This window comes from Streptomyces sp. NPDC057253 (assembly GCF_042669125.1).
In the GTDB taxonomy this organism is placed as follows: domain Bacteria; phylum Actinomycetota; class Actinomycetes; order Streptomycetales; family Streptomycetaceae; genus Streptomyces.
The window spans coordinates 130,950-145,552 of the sequence record NZ_JBHUXV010000007.1; the positions used below are offsets into that span (position 1 = coordinate 130,950).

12 protein-coding genes are annotated in these 14,603 nt (G+C 71.2%); 5 read left to right on the plus strand and 7 right to left on the minus strand.

Going from position 1 to position 14,603, the window contains the following annotated elements:
- Positions 1-132 precede the first annotated feature (132 nt).
- The 3 genes from ACFULQ_RS05920 to ACFULQ_RS05930 all read left to right on the plus strand — a co-directional run bounded on the left by ACFULQ_RS05920 (position 133) and on the right by ACFULQ_RS05930 (position 2,757).
- Entirely contained in the window at positions 133-765 is a 633-nt protein-coding gene (locus ACFULQ_RS05920; protein ID WP_383538700.1) for a TetR/AcrR family transcriptional regulator, read from the plus strand.
- A complete protein-coding gene (locus ACFULQ_RS05925) occupies positions 762-1,550 on the plus strand; it encodes a 2-keto-4-pentenoate hydratase (protein ID WP_383538702.1) in 789 nt (262 codons plus the stop codon). The genes ACFULQ_RS05920 and ACFULQ_RS05925 overlap by 4 nt, the downstream gene beginning before the upstream one ends.
- 157 nt (positions 1,551-1,707) lie before the next feature.
- The gene (locus tag ACFULQ_RS05930; protein WP_383538704.1) at positions 1,708-2,757 is read left to right on the plus strand and encodes an amidohydrolase family protein; all 1,050 of its coding nucleotides are present in this window, start codon (positions 1,708-1,710) and stop codon (positions 2,755-2,757) included.
- Between the two features lie 600 nt (positions 2,758-3,357).
- Here the strand turns inward: ACFULQ_RS05930 and ACFULQ_RS05935 are convergent.
- Both ACFULQ_RS05935 and ACFULQ_RS05940 read right to left on the minus strand, forming a co-directional pair.
- Positions 3,358-4,686, minus strand: a complete 1,329-nt coding sequence (locus ACFULQ_RS05935; RefSeq protein ID WP_383538706.1) for a class I SAM-dependent RNA methyltransferase — start codon at positions 4,684-4,686, stop codon at positions 3,358-3,360.
- A 79-nt stretch (positions 4,687-4,765) separates the two neighbouring features.
- Positions 4,766-6,811, minus strand: a complete 2,046-nt coding sequence (locus ACFULQ_RS05940; protein WP_383538709.1) for an APC family permease — start codon at positions 6,809-6,811, stop codon at positions 4,766-4,768.
- A 380-nt stretch (positions 6,812-7,191) separates the two neighbouring features.
- Between ACFULQ_RS05940 and ACFULQ_RS05945 the strand changes: the two genes are divergently transcribed.
- Both ACFULQ_RS05945 and ACFULQ_RS05950 read left to right on the plus strand, forming a co-directional pair.
- Complete coding sequence (locus ACFULQ_RS05945) at positions 7,192-7,863, plus strand: TrkA family potassium uptake protein (RefSeq protein WP_123763562.1); 672 nt, start codon at positions 7,192-7,194, stop codon at positions 7,861-7,863.
- A complete protein-coding gene (locus tag ACFULQ_RS05950) occupies positions 7,863-8,537 on the plus strand; it encodes a potassium channel family protein (protein ID WP_383538711.1) in 675 nt (224 codons plus the stop codon). Before ACFULQ_RS05945 ends, ACFULQ_RS05950 begins: the two co-directional genes overlap by 1 nt.
- 149 nt (positions 8,538-8,686) lie before the next feature.
- On the opposite strand, the gene ACFULQ_RS05955 is transcribed toward ACFULQ_RS05950, so the two are convergent.
- The 5 genes from ACFULQ_RS05955 to ACFULQ_RS05975 form a co-directional block, all read right to left on the minus strand.
- Entirely contained in the window at positions 8,687-9,451 is a 765-nt protein-coding gene (locus tag ACFULQ_RS05955; protein ID WP_383538714.1) for a DUF3159 domain-containing protein, read from the minus strand.
- Positions 9,452-9,454: 3 nt separating this feature from the next.
- Positions 9,455-9,853 (minus strand): OB-fold nucleic acid binding domain-containing protein, encoded by a 399-nt coding sequence (locus tag ACFULQ_RS05960; protein ID WP_330263944.1) that lies wholly within the window; start codon positions 9,851-9,853, stop codon positions 9,455-9,457.
- A gap of 92 nt (positions 9,854-9,945) precedes the next feature.
- Complete coding sequence (locus ACFULQ_RS05965) at positions 9,946-10,629, minus strand: response regulator (RefSeq protein ID WP_383538717.1); 684 nt, start codon at positions 10,627-10,629, stop codon at positions 9,946-9,948.
- The gene (locus ACFULQ_RS05970; RefSeq protein WP_383538720.1) at positions 10,626-13,181 is read right to left on the minus strand and encodes an ATP-binding protein; all 2,556 of its coding nucleotides are present in this window, start codon (positions 13,179-13,181) and stop codon (positions 10,626-10,628) included. Before ACFULQ_RS05970 ends, ACFULQ_RS05965 begins: the two co-directional genes overlap by 4 nt.
- 706 nt (positions 13,182-13,887) lie before the next feature.
- Entirely contained in the window at positions 13,888-14,580 is a 693-nt protein-coding gene (locus ACFULQ_RS05975; protein ID WP_383538722.1) for an ABC transporter ATP-binding protein, read from the minus strand.
- Between the last annotated feature and the right edge of the window lie 23 nt (positions 14,581-14,603).

The following is a 14,603-nucleotide window of genomic DNA, read 5'->3' on the forward strand; positions in this document are numbered from 1 at the left end:
TCCGTAGTGCTCGGTTCTTGCTGCACGGCTCTTGCTGTAGCGATTATTCCAATTGGAACGTCCGCTACGGTATGCTCGTCGTCGGAGACGGTCAAGAGCCGGCGTGAACCGCACGGAGGAGGGGCACCTGCCATGACGAGGCCGCAGACGACCCGCAAGAAGCGCGCGAACGGGGTGGAGTCGCGGCAGCGCATCCTCGACGCCACCGTGGAGATCGCGGGCGAGCGGGGATACGAGGGCACGTCGATCGCGGCGGTCAGCGCCAAGTGCGGACTGCCCGCCAGCTCGATCTACTGGCACTTCAAGGACAAGGACGACCTGATCGCCGCGGTCATCGAACGCAGCTTCGACACCTGGCTGGCCGCGGTCGTGCTTCCGGGCGAGGAGACGGGGACCCCGCTGGAGCGGATCACCGTCATGGCGGGCAGCGTGGCGAAGTCACTGATCGACGCCCCCGACTTCCTCCGTCTGGGTCTGATGCTCGCGCTGGAACGACGTCCCGCCGAGCCCCGCGGCCGGACCGTGTTCCTCCAGGTCCGCGCCATCGCGCACGCGAAGGTCACCGAGGTGGCCCGGACGCTGTTCCCCGACCTCGACGAAGAGGCCGTCCGCACCCTGGCGACCTACGCCGTCGCGGGCGCCGACGGACTGTTCGTCCACCGGGAGATCAACGGCGACGCCGTCGACCTGGTGGCGATGTTCGAACTGCATGCCCAGCTGGTCTACGAGGCGGCGACGCGCATGGCGGCAAGGAGCGAGGCATGACCCCGCCCGGCCGGCGGCGTGCGGAAGCCGCCCGGCTGCTGCGCGAGGCCGAACGCCGTACGACGCCCATCGAACCGCTCTCCACGACGCTGCCCGGTCTCGGTCTCGCCGACGCCTACGCCGTCCAGCAGGACAACATCAGCCACCGGCTGGCCACCGGGGCGACGGTGATCGGCCACAAGGTCGGTCTGACCTCCGCCGCGATGCAGCGGCTCCTCGGCGTGCACGAGCCGGACTTCGGGCACCTGCTCGACGACATGCTCCACCGCGACGGCGGCACCGTACGCGCCGCCCGCTACTGCGCGCCGCGCGTCGAGCCCGAGATCTGTTTCCGCCTCGCCCGGCCGCTGCGCGGTCCCGGCGTGACCACCAGGGACGTACTGGCCGCCACCGAGGCGGTCGCTCCCGCACTGGAGATCGTCGACAGCCGCATCCGCGACTGGCGGATCACCCTGGTCGACACCGTCGCTGACAACGCCAGTTCCGCGGGACTGATCTGCGGTTCCTGGACACCGATGGAGTACGCGCCTGAGCTCGCGGCGGTCACCTCCGACCTGTATGTGAACGGGGACCACGTGGCGTCCGGCAGCGGCAAGGAGGTCCTGGGACACCCGGCCGCCGCGGTCGCCTGGCTGGCCAACACCCTCGCCGCCTTCGATACCGGACTGGACGCCGGACACGTGATCCTGCCCGGCGCCCTGACCACCGCTCCCCTCGTCGGCGCCGGACAGAAGGCGGAGGCCCGTTTCAGTGCCCTCGGCTCGGTCTCGGTGTCCTTCGTCTGACCGACCGTCCCGCCCGCCGACCCGACACCCCCAGCCTGCTCGTCGCCCGGTCGGCAGTCCGTGGTCGGCCGTGCGTGGACGGCACTCCGTGGTCGGCGGCCGGAATGACACGACTTCACCGCCGTACCGCGCAGAGCTACATGAAAGGCCCCGTCACATGTCCCCTTCGGCACAGCGCATCGACGTCCACCAGCACGTGGTGCCCGACTTCTACCGGGCCGAGCTCGCCGAGGCCGGTATCGCCGACGCTGGCGGCCGGCCCCTGCCCGACTGGAGCCCCGAGTCGGCGCTGGAACTGATGGACCTGCTGGGCACCACCACCTCGATCCTCTCCGTCTCCACGCCCGGCACCGGCTTCCTCACCGACCCCGGCGAGGCCGCCGACCTGGCCCGACGCCTCAACGACCACTCCGCGGCCCTGACCGCCGACCACCCCGGCCGCTTCGGCTTCTTCGCCACCCTGCCCATGCCCGACACGGACGCCTCCGCCGCCGAGGCCACGCGGGCCCTGGACGCCCTGCGCGCCGACGGCGTCACCCTGCTCGCCAACAACCGGGGCACCTACCTCGGCGCCGACGGCCAGGACAGGCTGTGGCGCACCCTGAACGACCGCGGTGCGGTGGTCTTCGTGCACCCTGCGGAGCTGCCCGCTCCGCCGGTCGACGGCATTCCCGCCTTCGCCGCCGACTTCCTCCTGGACACCACCCGCGCCGCCTACCTCCTGGTCCGCAACTGCATCCCGCGCCGCTACCCGGACATCCGGTTCATCCTCAGCCACGCCGGCGGCTTCGTCCCTTACTCCTCGCACCGCATGGCCGTCACCATCGCAAGCGACACCGCACGCAGCCCGCTCGACGTGCTGGACGACTTCCGCTCCTTCTACTTCGACACCGCTCTGTCCTCCAGCCCCGCCGCCCTGCCCACCCTGCTCGCCTTCGCCCGCCCCGGCCACGTCCTCTTCGGCAGCGACTGGCCCTTCGCCCCCACTCCCGCCGGGCAGTACTTCGCCAACGGCCTCGACAGCAATGTCGACTCGGACACGCTCCAGGCCATCAACCGCACCAACGCCGAGGCGCTCTTCCCCCGTCTGGCCACCACGCCCCCCGCGCCGTCCCCGGCCCTTCCGGCACCGGTGCGCCTGCGCCGGGCGGCCCAGCGCACCGCCGCGCGTCTTGCCTTCAAGCTCGTCCAGCCCGGCACCGACTGAGACAGGTTCCTCAAGTCCACAGCCCCGCTCCGCAAGCCCGCCGATCAGGCCGAAGCCGCCCAGGAAGCCGTCGCGACCGGCCCCGCCGGCCACCGCGGTGTCCTGTTCGCCATGGCCTGTCCCTGGTCCTGGTCGTCGCGTCCGTCTCCGCGCTCAACCTCGCCCTGCCCGACCTGACCATCGACCTGTCGACCTGTCGACCACCAACAGCTCGCTGGCCTGAATCGCCGACGGCTACACCGTCGCCCTGACCGCTCTCGTCCTGCCCCTCGGCGCCCTCGGCAAGGCGTCGCCTCCGCGATGAACGACACCACCCGCGAGGTCGGCTCGGCCGTCGGCATCGCCCTCATGGGCTCGATCTACGGCAGCCACTACCGCTCCAGCCTGCCCGACCCCCTCGACCGGCTCCCGACCGAAGCCGCCGACGCCGCACGCGACTCCGCCGCCGCGGGCCTCCACGTCGCCGACCGACTCGGCGCCCGGGGCACGACCCTGGCGGACGGCGTCAAGGCCGCCTTCATGGACGGTCCGTCCGCCTCACTCATCGCGCTCGGCGTCATCGTCCTGGCACGAGGGACTGAAACCCGAGAAAACTACAGGTCATTGTCCCTTTGCAGCGGGTTCCAGAACAGCGACGCACTCCACGTGATGCGTCATCGGAAACAGATCGAACACCCGAAGCGTCCGCACCCGGTACCCCCCGTCCCGGAAGTACCCCAGGTCCCGGGCCAGCGCGGCCGGGTCGCAGGCGACGTACGCGATGCGGCGGGCCCCGAGGGACGTCAGGTGCTCCACCGTCTTGCGGCCCGCGCCAGCCCGCGGCGGGTCCAGGACGATCAGGTCGACCTCGGTGATGCCGGTGCGCGGCAGGACGCTCTCGACCTTGCCCTGTTCGATGCGGACCCGGTCGAAGCCGGCGAGGTTGTGGCGGGCGTCCTCGACCGCGCGCTTGCCGGACTCGATGCCGAGCACCGCGCCCTGGTCGCCGAGGCGGTCGGCCAGCGCGCCCGCGAACAGGCCGACGCCGCAGTACAGGTCGAGCGCCATCTCGCCCTTGCGCGGCAGCAGGCCCTGCATGACCGCCTTCACCAGGGTGTCGGCCGCCTGCGGGTGGACCTGCCAGAAGCCGCCGCTGCCCACCCGGTGGGTGCGGCCGTCGGCGCGCTCGCGCACGAACCCGCGGCCGTGGACGCGGTGGATGCCGCCGTCCTTCTCCTCGACCCGCATCACGGAGACCGGCTTGTCGAGTTCCACGAGCGGCAGCCGGGCGCCCGGCCGGGGCTCCAGGATGACCATGCGGTCCTGGGACCCCGTGGCCGCGATCGCCTCGACCGACGCCATCCCCGACCAGTCGCGCTCCTCGATGCCCAGCTCGCTCACGCCCGGGGCGGCGATCATGCAGTGCTCGATCGGCTCGACCTCGTGCGAGCGGTGGCGGCGCAGACCGGCATTGCCGTCGGGGTCGACCGCGTACTGCACGCGCGTGCGCCACGCCGGCACCTCGCCCGCCGGCAGCTTGTCGCCCTCGGCCGGCATCACCGTGCCGTCCCAGCCGGCCTCCTCGGGGGTGAGCCCCGCGAGTCGCTTCAGCTGCTCGGCGACCACCTCGCCCTTGAGGCGCCGCTGCGCCCCCGGCTTGGCGTGCTGCCAGTCGCAGCCGCCGCAGCGGCCGGGACCGGCGTAGGGACAGGGCGCCTCGATCCGGTCCTTGGACGCCTCCAGGACCGTCACCGCGTCGGCCCGCAGGAACCGCGCCCCCTCCTCGCCCTCGGTCACCCGGGCCACCACCCGCTCACCGGGCAGCGTGTGCCGGACGAACAGCACCTGGCCGTCGGACGTACGGGCGATGCAGTGCCCGCCGTGGGCGACGGGGCCGACCTCGACCTCGAACTCCGTCCCCACCAGCGATTTCTTCGGTTCTGCCTGCATGGCGGGGTGACTCCAAAAAGGTGAGGGACACGCGTTCCCAAAAGGTGAGGCACACGCGTGGGGACAACAGCCGACCAGTCTACTTCGGCGCCGACGGCTCCTTCGCCCGCTCGGCGGGTCCTCGCCGCACCGCACCCGGCGCGTTCCACTCCTGCCGCTTGCGCGCCCGCAGGCGAGCCGCCTCGGAGGACTGCAACTGGTACGGCACCGAGGTCACCATGACCCCCGGCGTGAACAGCAGCCGCCCCTTCAGCCTGAGCGCGCTCTGGTTGTGCAGCAGATGCTCGTACCAGTGCCCGACCACGTACTCGGGGATGATCACCGACACCGCGTCCCGCGGCGACTCCTTCCGCAGCCCCTTGACGTAGTCGATGATCGGCCGCGTGATCTCGCGGTACGGCGAGTCCAGCACCTTCAGGGGTACGTCGATCCCGCGCCGCTCCCACTCGGCGCGCAGCGCCTTGGTCTCGGCCGGGTCCACGTTGACGCTCAGGGCCTCCAGCGAGTCCGAGCGCATCAGCTTGGCGTAGGCGAGCGCGCGCAGCGCCGGGCGGTGGATCTTGGAGATCAGGACCACGGAGTGGACGCGGGAGGGCCGCAGGCTGTCGTCGCTCGGGCCCTCGGGCGCGGCGAGCTCCTCGGCGACACGGTCGTAGTGCTTACGGATGGCCGTCATCGTCGCGTAGAAGATGCACATGCCGAGCAGGGCCACCCAGGCGCCGTGGGTGAACTTGGTGACCAGGACGACGACCAGGACCAGCCCGGTGAAGAAGGCACCGAAGGCGTTGATCGCCCGGGAGCGGATCATGTGGGTGCGCTTGGCCTGGTCCTTCTCCACGGCCAGGTGGCGGTTCCAGTGCCGGACCATGCCGGTCTGGCTGAGCGTGAAGGACACGAACACGCCGACGATGTAGAGCTGGATCAGCCGCGTCGAGTCGGCGCCGTAGATCCACACCAGCATGGCGGCCGCGCCGGCCAGCAGCACGATGCCGTTGGAGAAGGCGAGGCGGTCGCCGCGGGTGTGCAGCTGGCGCGGGAGGTAGCGGTCCTGCGCGAGGATCGAGCCGAGCAACGGGAAGCCGTTGTAGGCGGTGTTGGCCGCCAGGAACAGCACCAGCGCGGTGGCGGCGGCCAGCACGATGAACAGGAAGCTGCCCTTGCCGAAGACCGCCTCGGCGACCTGGGAGATCACCGGGTTCTGGACGTAGTCCGAGCCGAGGGCCACGCCGTTGTGGATCAGGTCGACGGCCGGGTTCTCGGCCATGCGCACCTTGGTGGTCATGGCCAGCGCGATGATCCCGCAGAACATGGTGACGGCGAGCAGGCCCATCATGGCGAGCGTGGTCGCCGCGTTCTTCGACTTGGGCTTGCGGAAGGCCGGCACGCCGTTGGAGATCGCCTCGACACCGGTGAGCGCGGCACATCCGGAGGAGAAGGCGCGCAGCAGCAGGAAGACCAGGGCGAATCCGGCCAGGCCCTGGTGCTCGGCCTTGATGTGGTAGTCCGCCGTCGGGGCCCGCATGGTGTCGCCGAGGACCAGACCGCGGAAGGCGCCCCAGGCGATCATGACGAAGACGCCCGCGACGAAGACGTACGTCGGGATCGCGAAGAGCGAGCCGGACTCCCTGACCCCGCGCAGGTTCATCAGGGTCAGCAGCACGATCACGGCGATCGCGCACAGCACCTTGTGCTCGACCACGAAGGGGACCGCGGAGCCGAGGTTCTCGATGCCGGAGGCGATGGAGACGGCGACCGTGAGGACGTAGTCGACGAGCAGGGCGCTGGCGACCGTGAGGCCGGCCTTGGGGCCGAGGTTGGTGGTGGCCACCTCGTAGTCGCCGCCGCCGCTCGGGTACGCGTGCACGTTCTGCCGGTAGGAGGCGACCACGGTGAACATCAGCACGACGACCGCGACGGCGATCCACGGGCTGAAGTGGTACGCCGACACGCCCGCGATGGACAGGACCAGCAGCACCTCGCCGGGCGCGTACGCCACGGACGACAGCGGGTCGGAGGCGAACACGGGAAGGGCGATGCGCTTCGGCAGGAGCGTTTCCCCGAGCCGATCACTGCGCAGTGCGCGCCCGATCAGGATCCGTTTGGGCACGTCGGTCAGTTTGGACACAACAGAGAAGCGTAAGCGTTCGAACGGGTGCCCAACCACCCGGCACCCCGCATCTGCTCTCCGGGTGAAATCGGCGGCCGCCCCGGCTACGGATTCCGCAGGTGGCCGGATCGGCATGCCTATATGACAAGACCCCGCCGCCCCACCGCTCCGGAGGCCTCATGGACACCACCGCGCAACTGATCGGCGCCGCCGCCGCCCTCGTCGGCCTCGGAATCCTGACCCTTGCGAGTGTCCGCAGCATCAGCCGCCGCTGACGGCACGAAGTCGGGGCAACCGTGCACAGGGGTGCCGTCGTCCTACCGCGCGTGTGTAGCTTGGGCGTCGGTCTGAGACCCTGATGTGGCTGAGCAGTAGTTATTGACACCGGAAGGACGGTCGTGCACATCGTCATCATGGGCTGCGGGAGAGTGGGTTCCGCTCTCGCCCAGACCCTGGAGCAACAGGGGCACACGGTCGCCGTGATCGACCAGGACCCCACCGCCTTCCGACGACTGGGCTCCGGTTTCGGCGGCCGGCGTGTCACCGGAGTCGGCTTCGACCAGGACACCCTGCGCGAGGCGGGCATCGAGGAGGCCGGGGCCTTCGCCGCGGTCTCCAGCGGCGACAACTCCAACATCATCGCCGCGCGGGTCGCGCGCGAGATGTTCGGCATCGAGAACGTCGCGGCCCGTATCTACGACCCCCGGCGCGCCGAGGTCTACCAGCGTCTGGGCATCCCGACGGTGGCCACGGTCCGCTGGACGGCGGACCAGATGCTGCGCCGGCTGCTGCCGTCGGGCGCGGAGCCGCTGTGGCGCGATCCCACCGGTGGTGTCCAGCTGGCCGAGGTGCACGCCTCGTCCGCCTGGGTCGGCCACAAGATCAGCAGGATGCAGGAGGAGACGGGCGTCCGGGTGGCGTTCCTGACCCGCCTCGGCGAGGCGATCCTGCCCACCTCGCAGACCGTGCTCCAGGAGGGTGACCTGGTCCACGTGATGATGCGTACGGACGACATCGAGAAGGTCGAGGCGTCCTTCGCCGAGGGCCCCGAAGAGGAGGGCGGTCACTGATGAGGGTCGCCATTGCCGGTGCCGGCGCGGTCGGCCGCTCGATCGCGGGCGAGCTGCTGGAGAACGGCCACGAGGTCCTTCTCATCGACAAGGCGCCGACCGCCATCTCGGTCGAGCGCGTCCCGCAGGCGGAGTGGCTGCTCGCCGACGCCTGTGAGATCACCTCCCTGGACGAGGCCGCGCTCCAGCGCTGCAACGTCGTGATCGCCGCGACCGGCGACGACAAGGTCAACCTGGTCGTCTCGCTGCTGGCGAAGACGGAGTACGGCGTCCCCCGGGTCGTCGCACGCGTGAACAACCCGAAGAACGAGTGGCTGTTCAACGAGTCCTGGGGCGTGGACGTCGCCGTCTCCACCCCGCGCCTGATGTCCGCCCTGGTCGAGGAGGCGGTGAGCGTCGGCGACCTGGTCCGCCTGCTCCGCTTCAGCCACGGCGACGCGAACCTGGTCGAGCTGACCCTCCCGGAGGAGTCGGCCCTGGCCGGCACCACGGTCGGCGACGTGGAGTGGCCCGAGGACACCTCCCTGGTCACCATCATCCGCGGCACCCGCGTCCTCACCCCGTCCCAGGAGGACTCCCTGGAGGCCGGCGACGAACTCCTGTTCGTGGCGGCCCAGGCCCGCGAGGAACAACTGGAGGACCTGCTGTCGGTCCGCAGGGAAGACGCGTCTTAGGGGTTACGACGACGAAGGGCGCCCTGGAAATCTCAGGGCGCCCTTTCTCACTTCAGCCCGTCCGGCGTTTGAGGACGAGGCCCTTTCGGGGCCGACGCGGGGGCCCGGGGGCGGCAGCACCCGGCAAGCCCCGCACCCGGCACCGAGCGCTATGCCTCCCGGCGGTGTCGACCGCCCGCGGCCTCCGTGTCCCCGCGCTCCGCGGCCTGGGCCGCCTTTCGTGCCTCTTCGGCCTTCTCCTCCGCCTCCATCTCCGCGAACACGTCGATCGGCGCGGGCGCCTTCGCGAGGAAGACCCAGGTGAGCCAGACGGCGAGCAGGAACGGCGGGATCTTCAGGGCGACCAGGACCCAGCCGAGCTGCGCGGTGTCGGCCCACCAGTACAGCGGGAAGAGGATCGCGCACTTGGCGAGAAGGATGCCGCCCCAGGCGTAACTGGCCTTGGCGTACGCCTTCTTGCGGCCGGGGTTGCGGGTCCGCCAGGAGAGGTTCTCCTTGAAGACCGGGCCGAGGATGAGCCCCATCAGCGGCACACCGGCGAGGGTGGTGATGACGTACGCCAGGCCGAGACCCAGCGTGTACAGCATGCCCGGCAGGTAGAAGTTCTTCGCGTTGCCGGTCATCATCGCGAAGACGACACCGAAGGCGACGCCGAAGACCCCGCTGAAGGCGTGCTTGACGGTGTCGCGCATGACCAGGCGGACCACGACCAGCAGCAGGGACACCGCGAGCGCGGCGATCGCCGACAGGTGCAGGTCCTTGTTGATCGTGAAGATCGTGACGAAGAGCAGTCCTGGCAGGACCGTCTCGACCATGCCCCGGACGCCGCCGAACGCCTCGAAGAGGGCGGCCTCGGTCACCGCCCGCGCGTCGTCGGCCTGAGTGTCTTCGGTCGGCTTGTCGAGAGACGTCACCGGCTACTCCCGTCCGAGGGGTCGGAGTTCGTATTTCGGATTGAACAGCACCCGGCGGCCCCGGCTCATCGAGATCCGGCCCGACGCGATCAGCTTGCGGCCCGGCTCTATCCCGACGATGGAGCGCCGGCCGAGCCACACCACGTCCAGGGCGGCGGAGCCGTCGAACAGCTCGGCCTCCAGGGCGGGGACGCCTGCGCGCGGCCGCAGGGTGACCGTGCGCAAGGTACCAGTAACGGTCACGATCTGGCGGTCGTGGCAGTCGCCGATCCGGGTGCAGCCGGCGGTCTCGGTGTCCTCGCGCAGCTCCTCGGACTCCAGGTCCTCCTGCGACGAGGAGAGCCGGTCGAGCATGCGCCGGAACCGGCTCACCGGCTTCTCGGAACGAGGAACAGCACTCATATCCGAAAGCGTACCGGGGCCTGCCGACAGCGTTGTACCCACAGCACTGGCGTTCGAACCGGCCCCCGGTGCCCGGCTTCGTCGCCGGCCTCTCACTTCTCGAACCGGTAGCCCATCCCCGGCTCCGTGACGAAGTGCTTGGGGTGCGAGGGGTCCGCCTCCAGCTTGCGTCGCAGCTGGGCCATGTAGACCCGCAGGTAGTTGCTCTCCGTGCCGTACGACGGCCCCCAGACCTCCTGGAGGAGCTGCTTCTGGCTGACCAGCCGGCCGGTGTTGCGGACCAGCACCTCCAGCAGGTGCCACTCGGTGGGCGTGAGCCGTACGTCCCGGCCGTGCCGCTGGACCTTCTTCGCGGCCAGGTCGACGGTGAACTCGTCGGTCTCCACCAGGACGTCGTCCTCGCCGCCCCCGGTGGGCTCGGCGCGGCGCACGGCGGCCCTGAGGCGGGCCAGCAGCTCGTCCATGCCGAACGGCTTGGTCACGTAGTCGTCGGCGCCCGCGTCCAGCGCCTCGACCTTCTCGTCGGAGGAGTGCCGGGCGGACAGCACCAGGATCGGCACCCGGGTCCAGCCGCGCAGCCCCCTGATCACCTCGACGCCGTCCATGTCGGGCAGGCCGAGGTCGAGGACGACCACGTCGGGGTGGCGGGCGGCGGCGAGCTTCAGGGCGGTGGCGCCGTCGTGCGCCGCGTCGACCTCGTACTTGCGCGCCTTGAGGTTGATCACGAGGGCGCGCACGATCTGCGGCTCGTCGTCGATGACCAGCACTCTGGTCATGTGGCCTGCCTTTCGGGTTCTGCTTCCGCGAAGGGTGCGTCGAGGAGCTCCACACGCGCGTGGGCGGCCCGGAGCGTCAGCACCATGGTGAGGCCTCCGCCGGGCGTGTCCTCCGCGTTGAGGGTGCCGTTCATCGCCTCCGCGAAACCCCGGGCCACCGCGAGCCCGAGTCCCACACCGGCACCGCGCGGGGCGTCGCCGTAGCGCTGGAAGGGTTCGAAGATGCGTTCCTTGGCCTCGTCGGGGACGCCCGGGCCGCGGTCGACGACCCGCACCTCCACCCGGTCGGCGATGGCACTGGCGGAGACCCGGACGGGCCGCCCGGCCGGGCTGTACTTGACGGCGTTCTCGACGAGGTTGGCCACCGAGCGCTCCAGGAGCCCCGGGTCGACGGCGACCATGGGCAGGGTCTCCGGGACGTCCAGCTCGACGCTCCCGTCGGGCACCCCGCCGAGCGCCATCGGCACCACCTCGTCGACATCGATCTCCCGGATGAGCGGGGTGACCGTGCCGGTCTGGAGGCGGGACATGTCGAGCAGGTTGCCCACGAGGTGGTCGAGCCGGTCGGCGCCCTCCTCGATGCCCTCCAGGAGCTCCGCCTGGTCCTCCTCGGACCAGGCCACGTCGTCGGACCTGAGCGAGGAGACGGCCGCCTTGATGCCGGCCAGCGGGGTCCGCAGATCGTGCGACACGGCCGCCAGGAGCGCCGTACGGATGCGGTTGCCCTCGGCGAGCGCGCGGGCGCGGTCGGCCTCCTCCTGGAGGCGGCTGCGGTCCAGGACGACGGCGGCCTGGGCGGCGAAGGCGGCCAGCACCCTGCGGTCCTCGGCGGGCAGCACCCGGCCGGTGAGCGCGAGCGCCATGTGATCCCCCACGGGCATGTCGACGTCGGCGTCCTCCGGCCGCTCCACGGACGGCCCGAGTCCTGAGCGGCCCGCACAGGTCCAGGGCTCGGTGTCGCCGGCCCGTTCCAGCAGGGCCGCCGACTCCATGCCGAAGGTCTCCCGGACCCGCTCCAGGAGCTCCTCCAGGCCGGTCTCGCCGCGCAGGACGTTCCCGGCGAGGAAGGACAGGATCTCCGACTCGGCGCGCAGCCGAGCGGCCTGATGGGTCCTCCTGGCCGCCAGGTCGACGACGGAGGCGACCGAGATGCCGACGCCCACGAAGATCACGATGGCGACGATGTTCTTCGGGTCGGCGATGGTCCAGCGGTGCAGGGGCGGTGTGTAGAAGTAGTTCAGCAGCAGCGAGCCGACCGCGGCCGAGGCGAGCGCCGGGAACAGTCCGCCGAGCAGGGCCGCTGCCACCACGACCGCGAGGAACAGCAGCATGTCGTTGGCGAGGCCGAGGTCGACGGCGCTGAGGAGGACGGCCAGCAGTACCGGTCCCGCCACGCCGACCAGCCACCCCCACAGGATGCGGGCCCGTCCGAGCCGGGCGCTGCGGGCCACCGGCAGTCCACGCCCCTTCGCGACCTCGTCGTGGGTGACGATGTGCACGTCCAGGTCGGGCCCGGACTCCCTCGCCACCGTCGCGCCCACGCCGGGTCCGAAGACGTACTGCCAGGTCTTGCGGCGGGAGGAGCCGAGGACGATCTGGGTGGCGTTGACCCCGCGCGCGAAGTCGAGCAGCGCGGCCGGTATGTCGTCGCCGACCACATGGTGAAAGGTTCCTCCGAGGTCCTCGACCAGGGTCCTCTGCACGGCGAGTTCCTTGGGCGAGGCGGAGGTGAGTCCGTCGCTGCGCGCTATGTAGACGGCGAGGACCTCGCCGCCGGCGCCCTTCTCGGCCAGGCGCGCGGCCCGTCGGATGAGGGTCCGCCCCTCCGGCCCGCCGGTCAGCCCGACCACGATCCGCTCCCGGGAACCCCAGATCCGTGAGACGCGGTGCTCGTTGCGGTACTGCTGGAGGTACTCGTCGACGCGGTCGGCCACCCACAGCAGGGCGAGCTCGCGCAGGGCGGTGAGGTTGCCGGGCCGGAAGTAGTTGGAGAGCGCGGCGTCGACCTTGTCCGGCTGGTAGATGTTGCCGTGCGCCATCCGGCGCCGCAGCGCCTCGGGCGACATGTCGACGAGCTCGATCTGGTCGGCGCGCCGTACGACCTCGTCGGGCACGGTCTCGCGCTGCCGCACCCCGGTGATCGACTCGACGACGTCGCCGAGCGACTCCAGATGCTGGATGTTCACCGTCGAGACCACGTCGATCCCCGCCGCCAGCAGCTCCTCCACGTCCTGCCAGCGCTTGGCGTTGCGGGAGCCCGGGATGTTGGTGTGGGCGAGTTCGTCCACCAGGGCGACGGCGGGGGCCCGCCGCAGTACGGCGTCGACGTCCATCTCGGTGAAGACGGCGTCCCGGTACTCGATCTCCCGGCGCGGGATCTGCTCCAGCCCGTGCAGCATCACCTCGGTGCGGGGCCGCCCGTGATGCTCCACGAAGCCCACGACACAGTCTTTCCCCCGCTCGACCCTGCGGTGCGCCTCGGACAGCATCGCGTACGTCTTCCCGACCCCGGGTGCCGCACCGAGATAGATCCGAAGCCTGCCGCGTCCCATGTCCCCATTGTCTTCCGCCCACCGTGTACCTGCGCAGCGCCGACCTTACGTCCAACAATCCCGACAAAGGGGTCCGGGACGGGTCTCGGGGAGGTCTTTGACGCAACTCTGACGCGGGGGGTGGCTGGGGGCTCGTCTGACGCCGGGGGCGTGCCGGGGGGCGGGCCTGACGCCGGGGGCCGTGGCCGGAGACGTCTGACGCCAGGGGCGCGGCCGAGGGAGCGGCTCTGACGCCGGAGGCGGGGACCGTGGCCGGGGGGCGCCTCTGACGCCGGGGGCGCGGGGAGCCGACCGCGACGCAGGCCCCAGCCGGGGTGGCGAGCCCCCTCAAGGTGGGTCGCCGCTCCGCCGGTCCGACCGTCGCACGCGCGCTGCACCAAAGATGCCCGCCTCATCGCGGCCCGCTCTCGTCGCACCGAGATCGAGACGCACCGCCCGGCCCTGCACGCGTCACAGCCAATCGCGGCCACCGCTGTGTCCGCGGCCTGGCCGCCACACCGCCCCCGCCGGACCATGCCACGTCCCAGCGGGCCGCCCGGTCCGCACCGGCAACACCGGCCACGACCCGCGGGGACTCGCCCACAGCACCCTTCGCACCCCGACCCGCAGGGACTCGCCCACGGCCCCCTTCACCCGCGCCCCAGCCAGAACCGCGAACTCAAGCCCCCGGATCCCCCTTCGCCTCCGACGTGACCCCTCAGCCCCCTCAGCCCCCCACGATCACCCCGTCCCCCACCTCCAGCACCCGGTCCGCCAGATCCAGCAGCGTCGCGTCATGCGTCGCCACCAGCGCCGTCACGTTCTCACTGCGTACGACGGCCCGCAGCAGTTCCATCACGGCGTGGCCGGTCTCCGCGTCCAGTTGGCCGGTCGGTTCGTCCGCGATGAGGAGGGAGGGGTTGTTGGCGAGGGCGCGGGCGATGGCGACGCGTTGCTGCTGGCCGCCGGAGAGTTCCCCGGGGCGCTGCTTCGCGTGGTCCGAGAGACCGACCAGGGCCAGCAGCAGCTCGACGCGCTCCTCACGCGCGCGTGCCTCGGCCCGCCGCAGCCGCATCGGGACGCCGACGTTCTCCGCCGCCGTGAGGATCGGGATGAGCCCGAAGGACTGGAAGACGAAGCCGATACGGTCCCGGCGCAGCGCCAGCAGCCCGTCCTCGTCCAGTCCGGCGAGATCGACCCCGTCGAGCTCCACCCGCCCCCGGTCGGGCCGGTCAAGCCCGCCGACGATGTTCAGGAGTGTGGTCTTCCCGGAGCCCGACCGCCCCTTGAGGGCCACCAGCTCCCCGCGCGGCACCTCGAAGGACACCCCGCGCAGCGCGTGCACCGCGCCGGCCCCCTCTCCGAACGACCTGTGGATGTCCTCGACCCGCACCATGGTCTCGGTGACCGTCTGCGTCATACGTCCTCCCCCGTGAACCGTGA

Bases quoted from the DNA above. Each gene is read 5' to 3' on its own strand.
- ACFULQ_RS05935 (WP_383538706.1), bottom strand. From the start codon at position 4,686: ATGCAGGCAGAACCGAAGAAATCGCTGGTGGGGACGGAGTTCGAGGTC.
- ACFULQ_RS05950 (WP_383538711.1), top strand. From the start codon at position 7,863: ATGAGGGTCGCCATTGCCGGTGCCGGCGCGGTCGGCCGCTCGATCGCG.
- ACFULQ_RS05920 (WP_383538700.1), top strand. From the start codon at position 133: ATGACGAGGCCGCAGACGACCCGCAAGAAGCGCGCGAACGGGGTGGAG.
- ACFULQ_RS05925 (WP_383538702.1), top strand. From the start codon at position 762: ATGACCCCGCCCGGCCGGCGGCGTGCGGAAGCCGCCCGGCTGCTGCGC.
- ACFULQ_RS05930 (WP_383538704.1), top strand. From the start codon at position 1,708: ATGTCCCCTTCGGCACAGCGCATCGACGTCCACCAGCACGTGGTGCCC.
- ACFULQ_RS05960 (WP_330263944.1), bottom strand. From the start codon at position 9,853: ATGAGTGCTGTTCCTCGTTCCGAGAAGCCGGTGAGCCGGTTCCGGCGC.
- ACFULQ_RS05975 (WP_383538722.1), bottom strand. From the start codon at position 14,580: ATGACGCAGACGGTCACCGAGACCATGGTGCGGGTCGAGGACATCCAC.
- ACFULQ_RS05965 (WP_383538717.1), bottom strand. From the start codon at position 10,629: ATGACCAGAGTGCTGGTCATCGACGACGAGCCGCAGATCGTGCGCGCC.
- ACFULQ_RS05970 (WP_383538720.1), bottom strand. From the start codon at position 13,181: ATGGGACGCGGCAGGCTTCGGATCTATCTCGGTGCGGCACCCGGGGTC.